We start from the raw sequence: 21,369 nt of genomic DNA on the forward strand, positions 1-21,369 counted from the left end.
ATCTTGCCGTTGTCCGCGGCGATGCGGCGGTACCACGCGTCCGGGTAGCGCGGGTGGCCCACCTTGCCCGTGTTGTCGCGCACGTTGCCGTCGATGTACTTCACGAGCAGCTGCTCGCCCAGCTTGCGCCAGCGCGCGTGCACCTTGTCACCCTGCTGCAGGGAGTACTCGGTGAGGTACTGGCGGGCCTGCTCCGGCGTCCGCTTGTAGAGCACCTGCGCGATGCTTTCGATGTTGGCCTGGTCCGCCAGGAACTGGCCCTCCAGGTCCCCCTGCGCCTTCTGCACGTCGATGATCATGTCGCTCCAGCGCCCGTAGGCCTGGTTCGACACCCAGTTGAAGACCCAGAAGGACGAGTCCCAGGAGAACTCACCGCGGCTGGCCACACCCTGGGCGAAGTTCTTCGGCACCTGCCGGATGCCCGCGTACATGGGCGTGTAGACGGTGGTGAAGGTGTCATCCACGCCGAACCAGAGCACCCCGCCAATGGCGTCCGGCAGCGTGGAGCGCATCTGCGCGACGAAGGAGAAGCCCGTCTGCTGGGTGGAGATGGCGCGCTCGTGCACGTAGCTCTTGCCGTCCACGTCCCACGTCATGGGGCGCCAGCGGTAGGGCACCGCGTAGGGCCCCGCGCCCACGTCCTTGGACATGTCCAGCGGCGTGCCCTCGAAGTGGTCGCGCATGAGCGCCATGGCGTCCTGCACGGACACCTTCTTGTCCGGCTTCACCCACAGGGGCAGCCGCTTCGTGGTGTCCGCGCCGTCCGCGTACTCCACGCCCAGCTTCAGGGACGGGGCCGCGCGGCGGAAGATGCTCCACACGCGCGACTCGCTGAAGCGCTGCCCGCCGAAGTCCAGCGGGTGGTACGTGTCCGCGAAGCTGAAGTCCTTGTCCGCGCCCGTGTACCAGCCCTTCGCGCGCGCGAAGGAGATGACGTCCGGCGAGTACAGCGTGGTGGCGCTGTCGTTGAGCGGGAACTGGCGGATGCGCGACTGGTTGGCGTGCGCGGAGATGTAGCCGTCCGGCAGCTTGCGGGCCACCCACACCGCGCCCTTCTGCCCCTCGCCCTTGCCAATCATCTCCAGAATCCACACCTCCTTCGGGTCGGCGATGGAGAACGTCTCACCGGTGGACGCGTAGCCGTACTCGGCGACCAGGTCCGTCATCACCTGGATGGCCTCACGCGCCGTCTTCGCGCGCTCCAGCGCGATGTAGATGAGCGATCCGTAGTCGATGATGCCCGCGGGGCCCTCCAGCTCCTTGCGGCCCGTGAAGGTGGACTCGCTGATGGACAGCTGGTGCTCGTTCATGTTGCCCACCACCGAATAGGTGGCGGCCGGCTGTTTGATGCGGCCCAGGAACTTGCCGGTGTCCCACTCCATGACGTCGCGCATGGAGCCGGCCGCGTGGCGGCGGGCAGGCGTGTAATACAGCTCGCCGTACAGCTCGTGCGCGTCCGCCGCGTAGGTGATGAACGTGGAGCCGTCCGTCGTGGCGCCCTTCGTCACCAGCATGCTGGTGCAGGCGTCCGCGACGACAGGGGCGACGAGCACCGCCGTCAGCGGCAGCGCGGTGAGGAGGGTCGAAGGGAATCGGTTCATGGCGGCGCAATCTAGCAGGACCTTCGCCCGCTGCCCGCCCGGACAGGTTGCCCGGCACCCAAGCGCCCGGGCCCCGGCCGCCCTGCCGCAAGACGCCATGCGAGAAGCCGATGGCCGCCGAGCGCCGCGCTACTTCCCGGCCCCGACGTTGGATGGCACCCGCTCCCCGGGGACGCTAGGGTTGCGTTTTCCTGCCCGGGGTCTGTTCAAGGTCCCCGAGCTCCCTCTGGAGGAAGGCGTGACGGAGATCGTGGTGGGTCTGGTGGTGTTCTTCGTCCTCACGGTCGTGCTGGGGCCCGCCCTGTGGAGTTCCCGCATCTGGTGGAGCAAGGCGGACCGCGAGCAGGTGAAGGACAAGTACGGCCGCCCCCAGAAGGACCCGAAGGACGCCTGAGGGACGGCCGCTTGAAGTGCCTGGCGGCTACTCGTCGTTCTGGCGCAGCGCCGCCAGCACGTTGAGGTCCTCCAGCGTGGTGGTGTCCTGCGAGGACTGCTTGCCCGCGGCCACGTCACGCAGCAGCCGGCGCATGATCTTCCCGGAGCGCGTCTTGGGCAGCCCTTCCGCGAAGCGGATCTCATCCGGCCGCGCGATGGCGCCAATCTCCTTGCCCACGTGCACGGCCAGCTCCTTCTTGAGCGCGTCCGAGGGAGGGTTGCCCTGCTTGAGTGTCACGAAGGCTACGAGCGCCGTGCCCTTCAGGTCATCCGGGCGGCCCACCACGGCGGCCTCGGACACCTTCGGGTGCGCCACCAGCGCGCTCTCCACCTCCGCGGTGCCCAGGCGGTGGCCCGCCACGTTCACCACGTCGTCCACGCGCCCCATCAGCCACACGTAGCCGTCCGCGTCCGTGCGCGCGCCGTCGCCGGTGAAGTACATGCCGGGCAGCTCGCTGAAGTACGTGTTCACGTACCGCTCCGGGTCCCCGTACACGGTGCGCAGCATGGACGGCCAGGGCTTCGTCACGAAGAGCAGCCCGCCCTGCCCCCTGGGCACGCGCTTGCCTTCGCGGTCGAGAATCTCCGCGTGGATGCCGGGCAGCGGGAACGTCGCGGAGCCAGGCTTGGTGGGCGTGGCGCCGGGCAGCGGCGAGACCATGATGCTGCCCGTCTCCGTCTGCCACCACGTGTCCACGACGGGGCAGCGCCCCCCGCCAATGACCTCGCGGTACCACATCCACGCTTCCGGGTTGATGGGCTCACCCACGCTGCCCAACAGGCGCAGCGAGGACAGGTCGTGCTTCTTCACCGGCTCGTCGCCCAGGCGCATGAAGGCGCGGATGGCGGTGGGCGCGGTGTAGAGGATGGTGGCCTTGTAGCGCTCGATGATGTCCCAGAAGCGGTCCGGCCCCGGCTGCGTGGGCGCGCCCTCGTAGATGATGGTGGTGACGCCGTTCATCAGCGGGCCGTAGACGACGTACGAGTGGCCCGTCACCCAGCCCACGTCCGCGGTGCACCAGTAGACGTCGTCGTCGCGCAGGTCGAACACCCAGCGCGTGGTGAGCGACGCCATCACCGCGTAGCCCGCCGTGGTGTGCAGCACGCCCTTGGGCTTCCCGGTGGAGCCGGACGTGTAGAGGATGAACAGCGGGTGTTCACTCTCCACCCACTCCGGCTCGCAGACGTCCGACTGGCCCTTCACCAGCGCATCCCACGCCAGGAACTTCGGACCTTCGGGCAGCTTGCCGTCACCGGTGCGGGTGAGGACGACGACCTTCTCGATGCTGGGGGCGTTCGGGAGCGCGGCCTCCACGTTCCTCATCAGCGGCACCACCGCGCCCTTGCGCCAGCCGCCGTCCGCGGTGAGCAGCACCTTCGCGCCCGCGTCCTTCATGCGGTCCTGGAGCGCCTCGGCGGAGAAGCCGCCGAACACCACCGAGTGCACCGCGCCCAGCCGCGCGCACGCCAGCATCGCGACGGCGGCCTCCGGCACCATGGGCAGGTAGATGCCCACGCGGTCGCCCTTCTTCACGCCCAGCGACTTGAGGCCGTTGGCCAGCCGGTTCACCTGCTGGGACAGCTCCCCGTAGGTGATGCTCCGGCGGTCGCCCGGCTCGCCCTCGAAGAGGATGGCGGGCTTGTCCTGGAGCTTCGGCAGGTGCCGGTCCAGACAGTTGTAGGCGAGGTTGGTCTTCCCCTCGACGAACCAGCGCGCATGGGGAGGCTTCCAGTCCAGCACCGTCTGGAAGGGAACCTTCCAGTAGAGTTCCTCGCGGGCGCGGTCGCCCCAGTACGTGTCCGGATCCTTCGCGGCTTCGTCCCACAGCCGCTGATAGTCCTGCATGCCGCGGATGTGGGCCCGCCGGGAGAAGTCCTCGGGCGGAGGGAAGACGCGGGACTCGGTCAGGACCGAGACGATTTCCTGCGGGTCTGCCATGGGCGTTCCTCCAGCTTCGGCGTGGGAACAGCCCTCCTGTTGTAGGAAGCCCTCCGCGCTATCTCAAGGGTTCCCTTCGCAGCGGGTGTTCCCCTGAACGCCGTCGAAGCGGAGCCACAGCTCGCAGGTGCAGGCGGTGATGTTGTTGGCGTCGTAGGCCAGACGCAGCTGGCCCTGGAACTCGGTGTCGCACCGGGTGGTCGCGTCCAGGTGCACGCGGATCTGGTCGAGCAGGCACTCATTCGTCCCGTCGACGGTGGTGCTGACGTTGGTCACGCTGCCGTCGGCGGTGAAGGCCTCGCCGTCCTCCAGGAAGTAGCCGTCCAGCTGCATGTTCTGCACGCCGAAGTCCGCGCGCACCACGCGTCCGGAGATTTGAAGACTCAACTGGAGGTTGCCCTGGATCTTCTCCAGGAGGTTGCAGTCGTCGCGCAGCGTCTCCGTGGGGATGAGCTCGTACACGCCCTCGTTCTGGTTGTAGGGCAGGCAGCCCACCAGGGAGGAGGCCAGGAGGGCGGTGAGGCTGAGGCGTCGCAGGGTAGACACGGCACGCACCATCGCCCACGAGAGGCATCCGGAACGGGCGCTCGCCTGGGGGCTTTGGGTAGAGTGCGACGCCATGCCTGAATACCGCAACCCCAAACCCACCGTGGACTGCATCATCGAGTTGTCCGGCGAGCGCATCGTGCTCATCCGCCGCGCGAACCCGCCGGTGGGCTGGGCGCTGCCGGGCGGCTTCGTGGACGAGGGCGAGCCCCTGGACAAGGCGGCCATCCGCGAGGCCAAGGAGGAGACGGGGCTGGACGTGACGCTCGAGGAGCAGTTCTTCACCTATTCGGATCCGAAGCGGGACCCGCGCCAGCACACGCTTTCGACGGTGTTCATCGCGAAGGCGACGGGCGAGCCGGTGGGCGCGGACGACGCGGCGGAGGCGAAGACATTCGCCGTGGACGCGCTGCCCAAGGACCTGTGCTTCGACCACGGCACCATCCTGTCCGACTACCTGACGTACAAGCGCACCGGGCAGCGCCGCAAGCTGTAGGCGGGAGAAGGGCCTCCACGGATGCACTACCTCTTCGTCCTCCTGGCGCTCGGAGCGCTGCTCATCGTCCATGAGCTGGGGCACCTGGTGGCCGCGCGCCTGTTGGGCGTGCGGGTGCCGCGCTTCACCGTGGGCTTCGGGCCGCCGCTCTTGTCGTTCCGGCTGGGCGGGACGCAGTTCGTGCTGGGCGCGGTGCCGCTGGGCGCGTCCGCGAACCTGCAGGGAATGAACCCGCACCGCGCCGCGGAGGAGGACACCTCTGGGTTCGGCACGCTGGGGCCGCTCAAGCGGATGGCCATCATCCTCGCGGGGCCGCTGGCGAACTACGCGGTCGCGCTGGGGCTCCTGTTCGCGCTGTATTCGTCGGGGACGCACGTGGTGGTGCCGCTGACGGTGGGCACGGTGCTGCCGGGTTCGGAGGCCGCGCGGGCGCAGCTGTTGCCAGGGGACAAGCTGGTCGCCGTGGCCGGCAAGCCGCTGGAGAGCTGGTCGGACTTCGTCGCGCGGGTGGCGGACGGCGTGGGCGGGCCGCTGGAGCTTTCGGTGGAGCGCCACGGCGAGCCGCGCAAGGTGACGGTGCGGCCCCGGGCGGATGAGCGCGGCGCGGGGCGCATTGGCGTGAGCCAGCAGTACGTGTTCCGCACGCACACCCCTGGCGAGGCGTTCACCCAGTCGCTGGTGCACACCGGGCGCGTGGCGTCCGAGGCGCTGTCCACGCTGGTGGCGATGGTGCGCGGGCCAGAGGTCGCGGGCAAGGCCGGGCCGGGCGCGATGATGCGCCAGGAGTCGTCCGACGTCGCGTCGTCCACCGCGTCCGGGGCGGATGCGCTGGTGCGCGCGTTGGTGGCGGCCTCCGTGGCGCTGGCGATGCTGACGATGGTGCCGGTGCCGGGACTGGATGGCGGCCGGGTGCTGCTGCTCGCCATCGAGGCGGTGAGCGGACGGCGCATTCCTCCGCGAGTGGAGACGGTGGCGCAGACGGCCGGGTTCCTGTTCCTGTCCATTGGCATCGTGGCCACGGCGGGCGCGGAGATCCGCCGCGCGTTGCCCTCGCGAGAGGAACCACCCGCGCCCGCCGTGCTGGATGCGGGCGTCGTCGCGGTGGCGAGCCCCACGCCGGTGGCGCCGAAGCCGGCGGCCGTGGCCCCGGTGATTCCGGATGCCGGGACGCCTGCCGCCGCTGTCGTTCCCCGGGGGCAGGACGCAGGCACGGCCTTGTCCGCGGCCGTGAAGCCGGATGCGGGCACGGCCGTGTCCGTCACCGCGCAGCCGGACGCGGGGACGTCCGTGCAGCCGGCGCGCGTCGTGACGCCTTCGCCTCCCTGAGGCGTCCGCCCGCCTGCTCCACCGCCCTCCTTCCAGGAAGCGGAGCCTCTGTTGGATGGCGGGTGCCGCACGGTGGCAATCCACCTCGGTGATTGCACGGCCGCGGGTGCGCCAATAGAAGCCCAAGGCTTCCTCCACCTCGCGCCGCCCTTCAGAGATCCGCATGCTCCAGCCCTCGTCCTCCGCCCTTCCCCCTTCCGAGGAGCGCCACTTCGCGGGCGGCGGTGAGATGGGCGAGCTGGTCCGCTCGATGGACTGGTCCCGCACGCCGCTGGGCCCGTCACGCGACTGGCCCGTGAGCCTGAAGACGATGGCGGGCGTCGTCCTCCACAACCGGTTCCCCATGCTCATGTGGTGGGGGCCGGAGATGATCCAGATCTACAACGACGCGTACCGACCGGTGCTGGGCCACAAGCACCCCGGCTCGTTGGGCGCGCCCGGTGAGCAGGTATGGCGGGAGATCTGGGACGTCATCGGCCCCATGGCCCGGGGCGTGCTCAACGGCGGCCCCGCCACCTGGAGCGAGAACCTGGCGCTGTTCCTCAACAGCCGGGGGTTCGTCGAGGAGACGTTCCACACGTTCTCGTACAGCCCCATCCCCGACGAGCAGGGCGGCGTGGGCGGCGTGCTCGTCACCGTGCGGGAGACGACGCTGGAGGTGCAGCACGACCGGCAGCTGCGCATGCTGCGAGACCTGGCGGCCCGCTCCGCCGACGCGAAGTCCCCGGAGCAGGCGTGCCACGCCAGCCTGGACGTGCTCGCGGGCAACGACCTGGACCTGCCGTTCTGCCTGCTCTACCTGCTGGACGGAAACGGCGACACCGCGCGCCTCGTGGGCAGCGGCCGGCTGCCCGACACCGTCCTGGCCGCGCTGCCCGCGCAGCAGTCGCTCTCCGCCGGGTCCGGCACCGACTGGCCCTTCGCCGAGGCCGTGCGCACCGGCGAGAGCGTCGTCGTGAAGGACCTGGTGCAGCGCCTCCACGGCCTGCCCGGAGGCCGCTGGAACACGCCGCCGTCGCTCGCCGTGGTGCGTGCCCTGACGCGGCCCGGTCAGGCGCGGCCGTCTGGCTTCCTCGTGGGCGGCGTCAGTCCCCGGCGGCTGCTCGACGCGAGCTACCACGCCTTCTTCCAGGCCACCGCGGAGCAGGTCGCCGCGTCGGTCGCCAACGCGCGCGCCTATCAGGAGGAGCGTCAGCGCGCGGAGGAACTCGCCGCGCTGGACCGCGCGAAGACGGCCTTCTTCAGCAACATCAGCCACGAGCTGCGCACGCCGCTCACGCTGCTGCTGGGTCCCACCGAGGACGCGCTCGCCAGCCCCGAGCGCGCGCTCCAGGGCGACTCGCTGGAGACGGTGCACCGCAACGCCGTGCGCCTGCGCAAGCTGGTCAACACGCTGCTGGACTTCGCGCGCATCGAGGCCGGACGCGTGCGCGCCGCCTACGAGCCCACCGACCTGGCCACCCTCACCGCGGGGCTCGCCAGCGCCTTCCGCTCCGCCATCGAGCGCGCGGGCGTGGTGCTCGACGTGGACTGCCCGACCCTGCCGGAGCCGGCCTGGGTGGACCACGAGATGTGGGAGAAGATCGTCCTCAACCTCGTCTCCAACGCGCTGAAGTTCACCTTCACCGGCACCATCACCGTGGCGCAGGCGCTGAAGGACGGGCACATCGAGCTGCGCGTCACCGACACCGGCACCGGCATCCCCGCGCACGAACTGCCCCGCCTCTTCGAGCGCTTCCACCGCGTCCACGGCGCCCGCGCGCGCTCCCACGAAGGCTCCGGCATCGGCCTGGCGCTGGTGCACGAGCTGGTGCGGCTGCACGGCGGCACCCTCACCGTCCAGAGCGAGCTGGACCGCGGCACCACCTTCACCGTGCGCATCCCCACGGGCTTCGCGCACCTGCCGCCGGAGCACGTGACGTCCGCGAAGAGCCAGCGCTCGCTGCCCGCGGGCGCGGACCCCTACGTGCGCGACGCCCTGGGCTGGCTGACGGACGTGCAGCCCCCGCCGGCGGAGGACGGCGGAGCGTCCCCGGCCATCGACCCGGCCTCGCTGGGGATGGAGGAGCGCGGGCGCGTGCTGCTCGCGGACGACAACGCGGACATGCGCGAGTACGTGGGGCGGCTGCTGGGCGCGCACTGGACGGTGGAGGCGGTGGCGGACGGCGAGGCCGCGCTCCAGGCCGCGCTCGCCCGGCCCCCGGACCTCATCCTGTCCGACGTGATGATGCCCCGGCTGGACGGCTTCGGGCTGCTCCATGCCCTGCGCGCGGACGAGCGCACCCGCACGGTGCCCGTCATCCTGCTGTCCGCCCGCGCTGGCGAGGAGGCCCAGGAGGAGGGGCTCACCGCGGGCGCGGACGACTACCTGGTGAAGCCCTTCTCCACGCGCGACCTGCTCGCGCGCGTCACCGCGCAGCTCACCCGTTCCCGCCTGCGCAAGCTGGAGGCCGCGCACGGCGAGCGGCTGGCGCGCATCTTCCAGCACGCGCCCGTGGGCATCGCCATCCTGCGCGGCCCGGAGCACGTCTACGAGTTCGCCAACGAGAACTACCTCAAGCTCATCGCGCACCGCCACGTGACGGGCAAGAGCATCCGCGAAGCCCTGCCGGACCTGGCACACCAGGGCGTCTACGAATTGCTGGACAGCGTCTACACCACGGGCGAGCCGTACATCGGCCGCTCCCTGCGCGTCGTCTTCAACGACGGCCCCAACCAGACCGCGCGCGAGGTGTTCTCCGACTTCGTCTACCAGCCCATGCTCGACGCGAAGGGGCAGGTGGAGTCCATCATCGTGGTCGCCTTCGACGTGACGGAGCTGGCCACCGCGCGCCGCGAGGCGGAGGCCGCCAACCGCGCGAAGGACGAGTTCCTCGCGATGCTCGGCCACGAGCTGCGCAATCCCCTGGCCCCCATCCTCACCGCGCTCCAGCTGATGCGCCTGAGGGGTGAAACGGCGGCGGAGCGCGAGCGGACGCTCATCGAGCGGCAGGTGACGCACCTGGTGCGCATGGTGGACGACCTGCTGGACGTCAGCCGCGTCACCCGGGGCAAGGTCACCCTCAAGCGCGAGCGCGTCACGCTCACCGACGTGGTGGCCAAGGCCATCGAGCAGATCAGCCCGCTCATCGACCAGCGCCAGCACACGCTGGAGGTGGACCTGCCCGGCCACGGCATGGACCTGAACGGCGACCCCACGCGCCTGGCGCAGGTGTTCGCCAACCTGCTCACCAACGCCGCCAAGTACACGGAGCCCGGCGGACTCCTGGCCGTGACGGGCACGCGCGAAGGCCGGGAGCTGGTCCTCAGCGTGCGCGACACCGGCGTGGGCATCGCGCCGGAGATGCTGCCGCGCGTGTTCGACCTGTTCGTCCAGGAGCATCAGGCCCTGGACCGCTCCCAGGGCGGCTTGGGGCTGGGGCTCGCCATCGCGCGCAGCCTGGTGACGCTGCACGACGGCGCCATCAGCGCGCACAGCGCGGGCCGGGGCCGCGGCAGCACCTTCACCGTGCGCCTGCCCGCGCTGGAGGCGGAAGCGCCCCCCGCGCTGCCCACGCCGCAGCCCGGTGCGCTCATCCCCCAGGAGTCCGTCTCCGTGAGCGCGCGCGTGCTCATCGTGGACGACAACCGGGACGCGGCGGACGTGCTGTCCGAGTCCCTGGAGTTCCTGGGCTGCACGACGCGCGTGGCCTACGACGGCCCCAGCGGCCTGGAGGCGGCGAAGGAGTTCCGCCCCGAAATCGCGCTCCTGGACATCGGCCTGCCGGTGATGGACGGCTATGAGCTGGCCCGGCTGCTGCGCCAGCAGGAGGAGCCCCGCCCCCTCAAGCTGGTGGCGGTGACGGGGTACGGCCAGGAATCCGACCGCCAGCGCTCCAAGGCCGCGGGCTTCGACGCGCACCTGGTGAAGCCGCTTCACTTCGAGACGCTGGAGGCGCTGCTCAAGGAGCTGACGGGCGCCTGAGGGGCAGGCCGCCCGTCGTCCAGGGGACGTCCGGCCCCACGAAGCAGAGGCCGGGCGGCCGCCAAGGCCTTATGCTCCGGCCCCACATGCCCACGCCTTCCGCGACCTCCGCCTCCGTGGCGGACGGTGGACTCTTCTGCGAGCTGTACTGGGGCACCTCCCTGGCGGAGGCCTGGAGCTATGGCCCCGAGCTGGGCCAGGTCCACGCCGCGCCCGACGAGACGGCCCCCCTGCCCCTCTACGGCTTCACGCTGCCGGAGGAGCCCTTCCTCCTCGCCGAGCGCACCGCGAAGGGCTGGCGCATCCACGTGCCGCCGTCCGCCCGCGTGGAGAAGCGCCTCAAGGGCAACGACTTCCAGCCGGTGGGGCCCGACGAGCTGACGGGCGCGCCGGGCCGCACGGCGGTGGAGCTGCACGAGGGCATGACGCTGCGCCTCGTGGAGGGCGAGCTGAACCTGCTGGTGCAGCCGTCGGTGGTGAAGGAGCGCGCGGGGCGCTTCCTCGTGAAGGACGTGGCCTGGATCATCACGGTGGCCATCCTCTTCCTGAGCGCGCCCGTCGCCTTCCTCGTCATGGGGCCGGATCCGGCGCGCATGGCCGCGAACAACGCGCGAGCGCTGCAGGTGGCCCACGAGAAGGAGGAGGCGCGGCGCAAGGCCATGGGCCTGGACCAGCCGCTCAAGCCGCTGACGGAGGCCGAGCGCGCCACGCAGAAGCAGGACGGCGGCGCGCGCGTCACCGTCCCGGCGAGCTTCGGCGTGCACTAGGACGCGGGGTTCAGGGCCCCAGGCCCACCCAGACCTCGCCGTCCTCGAAGAACTCCTTCTTCCAGATGGGCACGTCCTGCTTGAGCCGCTCGATGGCGTACTCACAGCCCAGGAAGGCCTCCTTGCGGTGGGCGGAGGCCGCGGCGATGACGACGGCCAGCTCGCCCGGCACCAGGGTGCCCACGCGGTGCACGATGGCCAGCCGCGTCCCCGGCCACGTCCGCGCCACCTCGTCGCCAATCTCCGTGAGCTTCGCCTCCGCCATGGGCGCGTAGGCCTCGTACTCCAGCCGCAGCACGCGCCGGCCCTTCGTCTGGTCGCGCACGGCGCCGGAGAACGTCACCAGCCCGCCCGCCCCTTCCGAGGCCACCGCGTCCACGACCTCCGACAGCTGGAGCGGCCGGCCCACCACGGAGAAGAGGCGCGGCGCCCCGCCGGCCACGGGCGGAATCAACGCCAGCTCCGCGTCCGGCGCCACCGGTGAGTCCAGCCCCACGAACTGCTGCTGCACCGCCACACGCAGGTGCGGCAACAGCGGCGCCAGCGGCGGGTGCTTCGCGGCGAGCAGCGCGAGCACGTCCGAGACGCGAGAGCCGGACGGCACGTCCAGCGACTCGCGGGACAGGCCCGCGCGCTCGCGGGCCGCGGCGAAGTACAGCACGGTGACGGACATGGCCTGCCTCCTGCTGGCGTGTCCCTAGCGCTCGCGCAGCACGACGCGGCCCTGGAGCCGCCCGCCGCCGTCCACCGGGGAGAAGTCGAGGAACCCGTACTCGAAGGGAGTGAACTTCTCCAGGAGCGCCGTCACGAAGAGCTGGCTCGCCAGGAGCTTCCCCGTTCCGACACCCGGCACCGAGCGCACCCCGGCGAGGTCCGAACGCAGCCGCCCCATGTCCACCATCAGCGACAGGTGGCCCGGCCCGAACGCCTCCGCTCCGAAGCGCGTGCGCAGCGTGGCGCCCACGTCCCCCAGCTCGCGGCCGGAGAGCACCTCGCCGGCCTCCAGCGTGGCGCGCTCGGGGGTGAGCGAGAGCGACACCGGCTGCTCCATGAGCCGCGTGCGGAAGCGCGTGGTGTTGCCCTGCGCCTCCTTCTGGAAGACGAGCCCGTTGTCCTGGAGCTGCTTCTGGATGAGCTGCTGCACCGGCTGCACGGACGTCAGCCCCGCCTCCATCACCACCGTGCCCTTGGGTGAGGGGCGCTGCTCCTGGATGAAGCCGCGGAAGAAGGCCGCCGCGTCGAAGTAGACGAGCATCGCCACGTCCCCGCGCAGCGCCTTCAGGAGCGGCTCCGCGTCCAGCCCCTGCGCGCGCCAGCGCTCCAGCGTCCGCTGCCGCCGGGGTGACTCCGGCGAGCCGAACACCAGCCGCGCCAGCTCCTCCGGAGGCACCGACAGCTGCGCCGCCGCCACCGGCCCCACCGCCGCGCGCCCGAGCAGCTGCGACGCCGGCCCCCGCGCGCCGCCCAGCAGCGGCCGGGACGAGGACAGGAAGCCGTCCAGCTCCGCCTGGTCCGCCTGCACCGCGAGCGCGCCGAAGAAGCCGCGCACCGGCATGTCCTCCTTCTCCGCCTCCGGCACCGGCGGCGCGGAGAAGAGGAACACGCTGCCGTCGCGCACCTTGCCGCGCAGCTCTCCCAGGAGCGCGTTCTCGGAGATGCCCGGCCCGGACAGCGCCTCCACCCTGCGGCGCACCTGCTCCACGTCCGGGGACTCCGCCAGCGCCAACGCCTTCACCGGCTCCCCGGGCTCCGGCGCGTCCGGCGAATCCGGCACCGCCAGGTACACGTAGCCCCGGTCCGCGAAGAGCAGCATGGCGTTGCCGCCGTCCACCGGCTCCACGCGCGCGCTGCCGTCCTCGCGGGGCAGCACCCGGTGGCCGGCGTCGCGCAGCTCGCGCGCCATGGCCGCGAGCGCCGCCCGCGAATCCGTCACGCCCAGGAGCGCCACCACGCCGTCGAAGTCCGGCAGCAGGAAGAAGCCGAAGCCCTCCTCGGGATCCACCTCCGAGGGACCGGGCCGCAGGCTGCGCAGGAGCAGCGGCACGAGCGGCGTGTCCGCCAGCGTCTGGCGCACGTTGCCCTGGCCCACCAGCCGCCCGTAGAAGTCCACCAGCCCCTCCACGTTGCCGCGCAGGCGGGGCACCCACAACACGGTCTGCGCGTCCTCGGGCACCGCGCGGAGCACCGGACGCGGCACCACGGTGAGCACCACCCGGGCCAGCTCCTTGTCCCCGTCCAGCGCCCGCACGGTGTAGCGGCCGGCGGTGGCCCAGGCGTGGCGGACGCCCGGCACCGTCTGGGGCGGCGTGCCGTCCCCGAAGTCCCAGGTGATGGAGGGCGCCTTCGGGGAGGTGGAGCCGAAGGCCTCCGGCACTCCCGCCTCCAGCGTGCGCTCCGGCCCCAGGTCCGCCCTCAGCCCCCGGCAGCCCGAGGCACCCAGGCCCACGGCGGCCAGGAGGAGGAGGAATGGAAGCGAGGACGGGTGCGCGCGCGGTCGGGAGGCCATGGGCCTTTCGGTTAGTAGTCCAACGCCAGACCGAACATCCAGCGCCGGCTGCCCAGGTTCAGGCCCTTGCCGCCGAAGTTGTTCACATCCGCATGCGTGTACTCGGCGAAGAGGTACGAGTGGTTCACGCCCAGGTCCGAGTCGAAGTCGCGCGCGAAGCGCGGCTCCAGCACGTCCAGGAGGAACGACACGCCGGCGGTGCCGCCCCAGCCCCACTTGCCGCCGCTGGCCTTGCTGCCCTCCACCACCTCCGTCTCGCTGCCCTTGGTCATCCACCACGGCGAGTAGATGAGCCCCAGCTTGGCGTACGGCACCAGCGGGATGCCCCAGCGGAAGGCCGCGTAGTCGAACTTGTAGAAGGCGTTGAGCTGGATGGGCAGCACCTTCAGCGCCGCCTTGTCCGCCGCCGCCGAGCCGTCATCCAGCTTGGCGTCCGCGTACTTCTCCCCGTAGCCCAGGCCCAGGCCCAGGCCCGCCGTGCCGATGCCCTGGTAGAAGAAGCGCTGGAGCTCGCCCTCGACGAGCAGCAGCGACGCGTCACCGAAGGTGTCCTTGTACGGCGTCGCGCCGTTGAGGGCCTTCTCCGTGTCGATGCGCGGCTTGTAGCCGCCCGCGCGGAAGATGACCGCACCGGTGCGCGGAGAGCGCGTGGGGATGGTCACCTCCTGCGCCACCGCCGGTACCGCCAAGAGAAGCGCCGCGACTCCCAGGCCCACAGCCGTGCTGCTCATGACACCTTCCTCCGAGATGACAGCCAGATGCCCAGGGCGGCCAGCACCGCGCCGCCCGCGATGCCGCCGCCAGCCGCGGCACACCCGCCCAGCTCCTGACCGCCATCTTCCTTGTACGCATCGAACAAGCCATTGCTCTTCACGGGCGTCGCATCCACCTGGTCGGACCCACCGCTCACGTTGCCCGCCGCGTCGATGATGGTCGCCTGGAGCCGGTACGTCACGCCATTCGTGAGGCCGCTGATGACGACGTTGCCCTCGCCGGACGCCTTGGTGACGCGCGTCACCGGCCCCGTGGTGCCCTCCAGCGCCAGCGCGCCCACCAGCCCCTGCCCGCCGTCCTCCGTGCCCGCGTCCACGTCCGTCCCGGCATCGACGTCCGTGCCAGCATCCTCATCCGTCCCGGCGTCATCCGAGCCCGCCGTGGCCACCCTCGCCGCCTCCACCACGACGGTGGAGTCCGCCTCCGCGCCGTCCACCTGCACCGACAGCGCCGAGTCCCGGGCGATGACCTTGGCGATGCTGGGCGTGGAGGGCGGCTGCGGGTCGTACTTCACCACGAGGCCGGGGCTGCCCACGTTGGAGAAGGTCTCCTGGCAATCGAGCCCCAGGCTGCCGCCCAGGCGCCGCGCGGACGCGCACAGCTTGAAGGAGATCTCCGTGTCCTGGGTGTCGCACGTCGTCGCGGTGCCCGCGTCCACGCTGCCTCCGCGCGCGGCGAGCACCTGGGACACGCTGAAGTTCACGACACCGTTCGTCGGGTCGGACGCGTCGAGCGAATCCAGGAGCAGGTCCGAGGCCGCGGGCCGCGTGCCGCAGGACCCCGTGGTCACGTAGAGGTAGATCGAGTCCTCACAGGCGCTCCCGTTGCGCACCCAGCTGAAGCGGCGCGCCTGGCCACATTCACTCTTGGGCACCGTGACGGTGTTGTTCGTGGCGGTGGAGGAGCTCGTGAACTGCACCGTGGGCCCCGTCTGGGCCACGGCCGTGGACGCGAAGAGCAGGAGGCCAATGAAGGGAAGGCGCATGGATGGGCTGGAAGCTAGCAAGGGCGGGGCCACCCTCAAGCCCCGTCCAGGCGGCTTGTTTCCCAAGGAAAACCCCGGGTTCGCGCGCCAAACAGGCAAGGCGCCCCCGGGGGCTTTGCCAAATTGTCAGGCGGGGCGTTCCGCCAGCTTGAGGCCCGCGTCCACCAGGTGGGCGGCGGCCCGGCCGGCGTTGTCCACGGACGCGAAGAGCGTCACCCACTCCGGGGCCTGGGGGAAGGCGCGCACCCGGCCCACGTGGACGGCCGGGTCGCTCATCACCAGCATGGGCATGGGGTAGACGCGCTCGCCGGGGACATCCAGCACCTTGAGGGACGGGGACGTCTTCAGCGCGGCGCGCACCTGCTCCACGGGGCCCGGCTTCTTCAGCTGCACGTTCACGGTGAGCCCGTGGCCGTGGAAGGTGGGCACCTGCACGGCGGTGCCGGCCAGGACGGGCGTCTCCCCCAGGGCGGAGAACAGGCGCGCGGCCTCCAGCGTCCAGCCGCCCTCCTCTTCCGTCCACGGGCTGTTCACCATGAAGCCGCCCACCTGGGGCACCAGGTTGAAGCCCACGCGGTGCGGGAAGGCCTGCGGCTCCGGCTCGCGGCCGGAGAGGAGGTCCGCGGTCTGCTTCTCCAGCTCGGAGATGCCGCGCACGCCCGCGCTGGAGGCGCCCATGAGCGCCGTCACCTGCGCGCGCACCACGCCGAACGCGCGGCGCAGCGGCTCCACCAGGTGCACGGTGGCGCTGGTGACGATGCCCGGCAGGCTCACCACCCGGCCCTTGAAGCTGAAGCCCGGCCCCAGGGCCTCCGTGTTGAAGCCCGGGAGGATGAGCGGCACGTTGCCGTCGCTCCGGAAGGCGCTGCTTGCGTCCACCACCCACGCGCCCGCGGCCTGCGCGGCCGGGGCCAGCGTGCGGGAGGCCTCCGCCGGCGTGGCCAGCAGCACGACGTGGATGCCCCGGAAGGCCTCCGCCGAGGCCCGCTCCACCTCCAGCGTGTCCTCGCCGTACTCCACCTCCAGGCCCTTGGAGCGCTCCGAGCCGAAGGCCTGCACCTGCTCCACCGGCACGTCTCGCGCGTACAGGTTCGCCAGCACCTCGCGGCCCACCACGCCCGTGGCGCCCACCACGGCAATCCGAAGGTTCTCTCTCATGACGGGCTCCTTTACGTCAGCGCCTCCGCGCGCGCGAGCACGACGAAGCGCCCTTCAGGCTCAAGGCTTCAGTCTTCCTTCAGGCGCGCCGTGGGCGCGGGGCCCGGCAGCGGCGGGAACTTCGGATTGCGCTCCGGTTCGGACGCGCGGACGTAGTGCGGCTCCAGGGCGAAGAGCGCCTCCCGCGAGTACGCCTCCGGCAGCCTCGCCAGCCGCCCCACCGCCACCGCGGACGGGAAGGCCGGGCCGGACAAGAGCCGGTGCGGCGCGACGCCGTGCTTCTCCAGCGCCTGGCGGTAGTCCGCGAGCGCCGGGCCCAGCGCCACGGCCTCCGGTTGGGCGGCCATGCGCTGCGCGACCTCTTCCGGCGACATGGCCGTCTCCGGCTCCAGCGCCTCCACGGCGAAGCCCACGCGGCGGTAGGCCCCCAGGTAGAGGTCGTCCTTGCGCGCCACGGCGAGGCAGAACAGGGGCACGCCCTCCGGGCCCTCCAGCGCCACCGCCGCCAGCGACGACGCGCCGGCGACTTTCAGGCCCGTGGCGTACGCCAGCGCCTTCACCGTGGCCAGGCCAATGCGCAGGCCCGTGAACGAGCCCGGCCCCAGGCCCACCGCCAGCCCCTCCAGGTCCTTCAGCTTCAGGCCGTGGCGCTGGAGCAGATCCCCGACGACGCCGGGCAGCGCCTCGCTCTGCTTGTCCGGCGGAGGCACCACCACGTGCTCCACGGCGCGCACGGCGTCCCCCTGGCGTTCCACCAGGGCAAGCGACAGCGTCAGCGTGGAGGTGTCCAGCGCGAGCAACACAGGCGACATCCCTTCTTTTCGGTTCAAGGCACTCAGGCCGGAACGGCCCAGAACTCCACCGGCACCTGCGACACGCGGTCGCTGCCGCACCGGTACAGCCGCACGCGCGCCAGGCCCTTGTCCAGCATGCCCAGCTGCTTCGCCGCGGCCTTCGACACGTCGATGATGCGGCCGTCCACGAAGGGGCCGCGGTCGTTGACGCGCACCTCCACCGCGCGGCCGTTCTCCATGTTCATCACCTTCACGCACGTGCCGAAGCGCGCCGTGCGGTGCGCCGCGGTGAGGGCGTTCTGGTTGAACTTCTCTCCGCTGGCGGTGGGCCGGCCGTGGAGGCCGGGACCGTAGAAGGACGCGATGCCCTCACCCAGGTAGTTGCGAGGCATCTTCTCCCGGCGCGTCACCTTCGCGCCTTCGTCCCCCCCGGAAGAGGTCTCCGGCGACTGGGGCTTCGCCGCGCGCTGCGCGCAGCCAGCGAACAAGCCCATCCCCAGCAGCAGGAGCGCGGTCCGTCCTCGCATCATCACCTCGTTAGCGGGTCACGTCGTTGGTCACGGCCAGCAGCATGAGCAGGATGAGCAGCGCCAGGCCCACCATGTTCGCCACCTCGCGCACGCGCACGGGGATGGGGCGGCGGCGGATGCCCTCCCACGCGGCGGACAGCAGGTGGAAGCCGTCCAGCACCGGGATGGGCAACAGGTTCATCACGCCCAGGTTGATGGAGATGATCGCCATCAGGTTGAGGAAGCTGTCCAGGCCCTGCTCGGCGCTCTTGGCGGCCAGCTGGTACATCATGATGGGGCCGCCAATCGTGCTCGGCGACACCTTGCCCACGAACAGGCCGCCCAGCACCTGCACCATCTGCCCGACGATCTTGGGGACGATGAGCGCGGCCTCCTTGAAGGCGGCGGCCGGGCCCAGGTCGATGGTCACCTTCTCCACCGGCGGCAGGTCCGCGCTGCTGTAGCTCCACGGGCGCACGCCGAACACCAGCGGGGCGCTCGTCTGGCCGTAGTCGTCGCGCGTCTTGAGCGGCGCCTGCGCCAGCTGCTCGGTGCGCTCGCCCTTTTCCCCGCGCCAGGTGAGCGTGAAGGGCTGGGCCTGCAGGCCGTTGAGCACCGTCGCCAGCTTGTTGAAGGACTTCAGCGGCGTGCCGTTGATGGCGACGATGCGGTCGCCCGGCACGATGCCCGCGCCTTCCGCCACGCTGCCCGCGGCCACGCTCGCCACGTAGAGGTCCACGGCCTCCGCGCCCAGCGCCGCCGCGCCCTCGCCGGGCTGACGCGGCAGGGACACCTTCACCACTTCCGGCAGCCGGCCGGTGACGGCGCCCACGCCCACGGGAGCCAGGCGCGCCACGCTCAACTCCATGGGGGTGCCTTCCGGCACCTTGGCCACCTCGCGGTAGAGGGCGGCCTCGTCCTGCACGTGCACGCCGTTGACGGACAGCACGCGGTCGAAGCTCTTCAGGCCCGCGGTGGCCGCGGGGGACGTCGCCGGCACGCCCACCACCGGCGGCTGCGGGTAGGGGCTCACGCCAATCATCCCGCGCTCGATGGTGTCCACCGGGGACACCTCCGAGCTCTTCTCCGGCGTCACCTCCACCACCTGCTGCTTCCCGTCGCGCTCCAGGGTGATGGGGACGGGGCGGTTGAACTTGCCGACGAACGCGTCGCGCATGTCGTCGAAGGTGCGGACCGGCTCACCCTCCACGGACAGGATGCGGTCACCGGGGCGGACGCCCGCGGCGGCGGCGGCCATGTCCGGCGACACCATGCCCACGCGCGTGGACAGCGTCTCCTGGGGGCCCAGGAAGACGAAGAAGTAGACGAAGATGGGGAACAGCAGGTTGAAGGCCGGGCCCGCCAGGACGATGAGCCCGCGCTTCCAGGGCGGCTGCGCCAGGAAGCCGCGCGCGGCCTCTTCCGGCGGGAGCTCTTCGTGAGGCAGGTCTCCGGCCATCTTCACGAAGCCGCCCAGGGGCAGGAGCGCCACCTGGTACTCCGTCTCGCCCTTGGTGAAGCCGATGATCTTCGGGCCGAAGCCGATGGAGAACTTGAGGACCTTCACTCCGCAGGCCTTGGCCACGAGGAAGTGGCCAAGCTCATGCACCGTCACGAGCACGCCTAGCAGGAGGATGAAGAACCCGAGGTTCTGGAGCATGGCCCGAAGAGTAATCGCGCCCCTTGGGGCGGACAACGCACAACGCAAGCCGCAAGGCGGGCGGGCAGGCGCGAAATCAGGCACTTACGGCAGCAGGTGCCTCACGAACTGCACATAGACGAACACCAGCGGCGCGTTGAAGATGAGCGCGTCGATGCGATCCAGCACGCCGCCGTGTCCGGGAATGAGCTTTCCGGAGTCCTTCACGCCGTAGGCGCGCTTGAGCATGGACTCGCAGAGGTCACCGACAGGGCCCAGCAGGCCCCCCAGGATGCCCAGCACCACACAGTCCCACACGGTGAAGATGGGGAAGAAGCCGAGCTTGGCGACGAACATGCCCAGCACGGAGCCGACCATGCCGCCGAAGAAGCCCTCCCACGTCTTGTTCGGGCTCACCGCGGGGTAGAGCTTGTGCTTCCCCAGGAAGCGGCCCGCGAAGTACGCCAGCGTGTCGTTGGCCCAGGTGATGGTGAGCGCGCAGATGACCCACGCGAGCCCTTCCGGCAGGAGGCGCAGCGCGGACAGCGCGGTGAGGCCAATGGAGCCGTAGAGGAAGCCCGTGACGAGGTGCGCGGCCCGGGTGGGGGCCTCCGCGAGCACGCCCCGGAACAGGTTGTAGATCCACGCGAAGAAGAAGAAGACGGACGTCAGCCAGAAGGCCGCCTCGCCGGTGCGCGCGGCGTCCCGCAGCGGCAACAGCGGCATCACGAAGGCGAAGGCCATGCCCACCCACGCGGCGGCGCCCAGGCGCTTCTGCGTGATGAGGTAGTACTCGCCGGCGCACACGGCCGCGGCCGCGCCCAGGAGGATGGCGCTGTAGAACCCGCCCAGGAACAGGAGCAGGAGCACCAGCGGCAGCAGGGTGATGCCTGTGACAACGCGGATGAGGAGGTTCTTGTTCTTCTCGTTCACGCCTTGGCCCGCTGGGGGGTGTCGTCCCGGTTGACCTGGGCGGACGTCAGACCGAAGCGCCTCTCGCGGCCCTGGAACTGCGACAGGCAGCGGAGGAACTCCTCGGTGCGGAAGTCGGGCCACAGGGCGTCGGTGAAGCACAGCTCGGCGTACGCCAGTTGCCAGAGCAGGAAGTTGGAGATGCGCTGCTCGCCGCTGGTGCGGACGATGAGGTCCACCGGCGGCAGCCCCGCGGTCCACAGCCGGGACTCCAGGTCGTCGGCGTCCAGGTGCGCGGGGTCCAGCTCGCCGCGGGCCGCCGCTTGCGCCAGGTCGCGCGCGGCGCGCAGCAGCTCCTCGCGGCCGCCGTAGGAGAGCGCCAGGGTGAGCACCATGCCCGTGTTGTGGGCGGAGTCCGCCCGGAGGCGCTCCAGGGGCTCGCGGACGTAGCGGGGCAGCTTGTCCACCTCGCCAATGGCGTTGAGGCGGATGCCGTTGTCGAGGATCTCCGCGCGCTCGGACTCCAGGTACTCGCGCAGCAGGTCCATGAGGCCGGCGACCTCTTCCGGCGGGCGGGCCCAGTTCTGGGAGGAGAAGGCGTAGAGGGTGAGGGCCTGCACGCCCAGGCGGCGGGCGGTGCGGGTGACCTCCCGGACGCTCACGCTGCCCTCGCGGTGTCCCTCCAGCCGGGGCTGTCCGCGAAGCTCCGCCCAGCGGCCGTTGCCGTCCATGATGATGCCCACGTGGCGCGGAAGGGGCCGGGCCCTGACCTGGACCTCGAGGGCGGTGGGCAACACTGTGGGAGGGCGATCCATGAAGCCGCGCACCCTAGCGGCGGCGCCGCGTCGCGTCCACGGGCGCGTGGCCGCCCGGTCCCCCTCCACGGGTAGGCGGTCGTCTGGGGGGGTTGAACGGTTCATGAGGGGACACGAGCCCGGCTAGAGTGGTCTTCCATGAAAACTCCTCATGGGTGTCCCTCCTTCCGGGTGCTCGGCGGGCTGCTGGGGGTCTGTCTCTT

General features: G+C 71.3%; 18 protein-coding genes. 5 read left to right on the forward strand and 13 right to left on the reverse strand.

Annotation, left to right across the window (positions count from 1 at the left end):
- On the reverse strand, window positions 1-1,601 hold a 1,601-nt coding region (locus tag D7V80_RS30920; RefSeq protein WP_120591553.1), incomplete at its 3' end, for a dipeptidase.
- A 238-nt stretch (window positions 1,602-1,839) separates the two neighbouring features.
- Here D7V80_RS30920 and D7V80_RS41950 point away from each other — a divergent pair.
- Window positions 1,840-1,995 carry a hypothetical protein gene (locus D7V80_RS41950; protein ID WP_158616174.1) on the forward strand — a complete coding sequence of 52 codons (156 nt, stop codon included), beginning with the start codon at window positions 1,840-1,842 and terminating at the stop codon, window positions 1,993-1,995.
- Between the two features lie 27 nt (window positions 1,996-2,022).
- On the opposite strand, the gene acs is transcribed toward D7V80_RS41950, so the two are convergent.
- Window positions 2,023-3,975: an acetate--CoA ligase gene (gene acs / locus D7V80_RS30925; RefSeq protein WP_120591554.1), complete on the reverse strand. Its 1,953-nt coding sequence runs from the start codon at window positions 3,973-3,975 to the stop codon at window positions 2,023-2,025.
- 63 nt (window positions 3,976-4,038) lie between these two features.
- Window positions 4,039-4,521, reverse strand: coding sequence for a hypothetical protein (locus D7V80_RS30930; RefSeq protein ID WP_233585849.1), 483 nt, complete (start codon window positions 4,519-4,521; stop codon window positions 4,039-4,041).
- Between the two features lie 73 nt (window positions 4,522-4,594).
- Between D7V80_RS30930 and D7V80_RS30935 the strand changes: the two genes are divergently transcribed.
- The 4 genes from D7V80_RS30935 (at window position 4,595) to D7V80_RS30950 (ending at window position 11,074) form a co-directional block, all read left to right on the forward strand.
- Complete coding sequence (locus D7V80_RS30935) at window positions 4,595-5,017, forward strand: NUDIX hydrolase (RefSeq protein WP_120591556.1); 423 nt, start codon at window positions 4,595-4,597, stop codon at window positions 5,015-5,017.
- Between the two features lie 21 nt (window positions 5,018-5,038).
- Window positions 5,039-6,343, forward strand: a complete 1,305-nt coding sequence (locus D7V80_RS30940) for an RIP metalloprotease (protein ID WP_120591557.1) — start codon at window positions 5,039-5,041, stop codon at window positions 6,341-6,343.
- A gap of 163 nt (window positions 6,344-6,506) precedes the next feature.
- A complete protein-coding gene (locus D7V80_RS30945) occupies window positions 6,507-10,307 on the forward strand; it encodes an ATP-binding protein (RefSeq protein ID WP_120591558.1) in 3,801 nt (1,266 codons plus the stop codon).
- An 86-nt stretch (window positions 10,308-10,393) separates the two neighbouring features.
- Window positions 10,394-11,074 carry a hypothetical protein gene (locus D7V80_RS30950; protein ID WP_120591567.1) on the forward strand — a complete coding sequence of 227 codons (681 nt, stop codon included), beginning with the start codon at window positions 10,394-10,396 and terminating at the stop codon, window positions 11,072-11,074.
- A 10-nt stretch (window positions 11,075-11,084) separates the two neighbouring features.
- On the opposite strand, the gene D7V80_RS30955 is transcribed toward D7V80_RS30950, so the two are convergent.
- The 10 genes from D7V80_RS30955 to uppS all read right to left on the reverse strand — a co-directional run bounded on the left by D7V80_RS30955 (window position 11,085) and on the right by uppS (window position 21,166).
- Complete coding sequence (locus D7V80_RS30955) at window positions 11,085-11,747, reverse strand: molybdenum cofactor biosynthesis protein MoaE (RefSeq protein ID WP_120591559.1); 663 nt, start codon at window positions 11,745-11,747, stop codon at window positions 11,085-11,087.
- A 24-nt stretch (window positions 11,748-11,771) separates the two neighbouring features.
- On the reverse strand, window positions 11,772-13,580 hold the full coding sequence (locus D7V80_RS30960; RefSeq protein ID WP_120591560.1) for a PKD domain-containing protein: 1,809 nt from the start codon (window positions 13,578-13,580) through the stop codon (window positions 11,772-11,774).
- Between the two features lie 11 nt (window positions 13,581-13,591).
- Window positions 13,592-14,311 carry an MXAN_2562 family outer membrane beta-barrel protein gene (locus D7V80_RS30965; protein ID WP_120591561.1) on the reverse strand — a complete coding sequence of 240 codons (720 nt, stop codon included), beginning with the start codon at window positions 14,309-14,311 and terminating at the stop codon, window positions 13,592-13,594.
- Window positions 14,308-15,339, reverse strand: a complete 1,032-nt coding sequence (locus tag D7V80_RS30970) for an MXAN_2561 family MXYO-CTERM-anchored protein (protein ID WP_120591562.1) — start codon at window positions 15,337-15,339, stop codon at window positions 14,308-14,310. The genes D7V80_RS30965 and D7V80_RS30970 overlap by 4 nt, the downstream gene beginning before the upstream one ends.
- 126 nt (window positions 15,340-15,465) lie before the next feature.
- Complete coding sequence (locus D7V80_RS30975) at window positions 15,466-16,497, reverse strand: aspartate-semialdehyde dehydrogenase (protein WP_120591563.1); 1,032 nt, start codon at window positions 16,495-16,497, stop codon at window positions 15,466-15,468.
- Window positions 16,498-16,565: 68 nt separating this feature from the next.
- Entirely contained in the window at window positions 16,566-17,309 is a 744-nt protein-coding gene (gene tsaB, locus D7V80_RS30980; protein WP_120591564.1) for a tRNA (adenosine(37)-N6)-threonylcarbamoyltransferase complex dimerization subunit type 1 TsaB, read from the reverse strand.
- Between the two features lie 23 nt (window positions 17,310-17,332).
- Window positions 17,333-17,818, reverse strand: a complete 486-nt coding sequence (locus D7V80_RS30985; protein WP_120591568.1) for a septal ring lytic transglycosylase RlpA family protein — start codon at window positions 17,816-17,818, stop codon at window positions 17,333-17,335.
- 10 nt (window positions 17,819-17,828) lie between these two features.
- Window positions 17,829-19,460, reverse strand: coding sequence for an RIP metalloprotease RseP (gene rseP, locus D7V80_RS30990; protein ID WP_120591565.1), 1,632 nt, complete (start codon window positions 19,458-19,460; stop codon window positions 17,829-17,831).
- Between the two features lie 84 nt (window positions 19,461-19,544).
- Window positions 19,545-20,372: a phosphatidate cytidylyltransferase gene (locus tag D7V80_RS30995; RefSeq protein WP_120591566.1), complete on the reverse strand. Its 828-nt coding sequence runs from the start codon at window positions 20,370-20,372 to the stop codon at window positions 19,545-19,547.
- On the reverse strand, window positions 20,369-21,166 hold the full coding sequence (uppS, locus tag D7V80_RS31000) for a polyprenyl diphosphate synthase (RefSeq protein WP_120591569.1): 798 nt from the start codon (window positions 21,164-21,166) through the stop codon (window positions 20,369-20,371). Before uppS ends, D7V80_RS30995 begins: the two co-directional genes overlap by 4 nt.
- Window positions 21,167-21,369 lie beyond the last annotated feature (203 nt).

It is taken from the genome of Corallococcus sp. CA054B (genome assembly GCF_003611625.1).
GTDB lineage: Bacteria > Myxococcota > Myxococcia > Myxococcales > Myxococcaceae > Corallococcus > Corallococcus coralloides.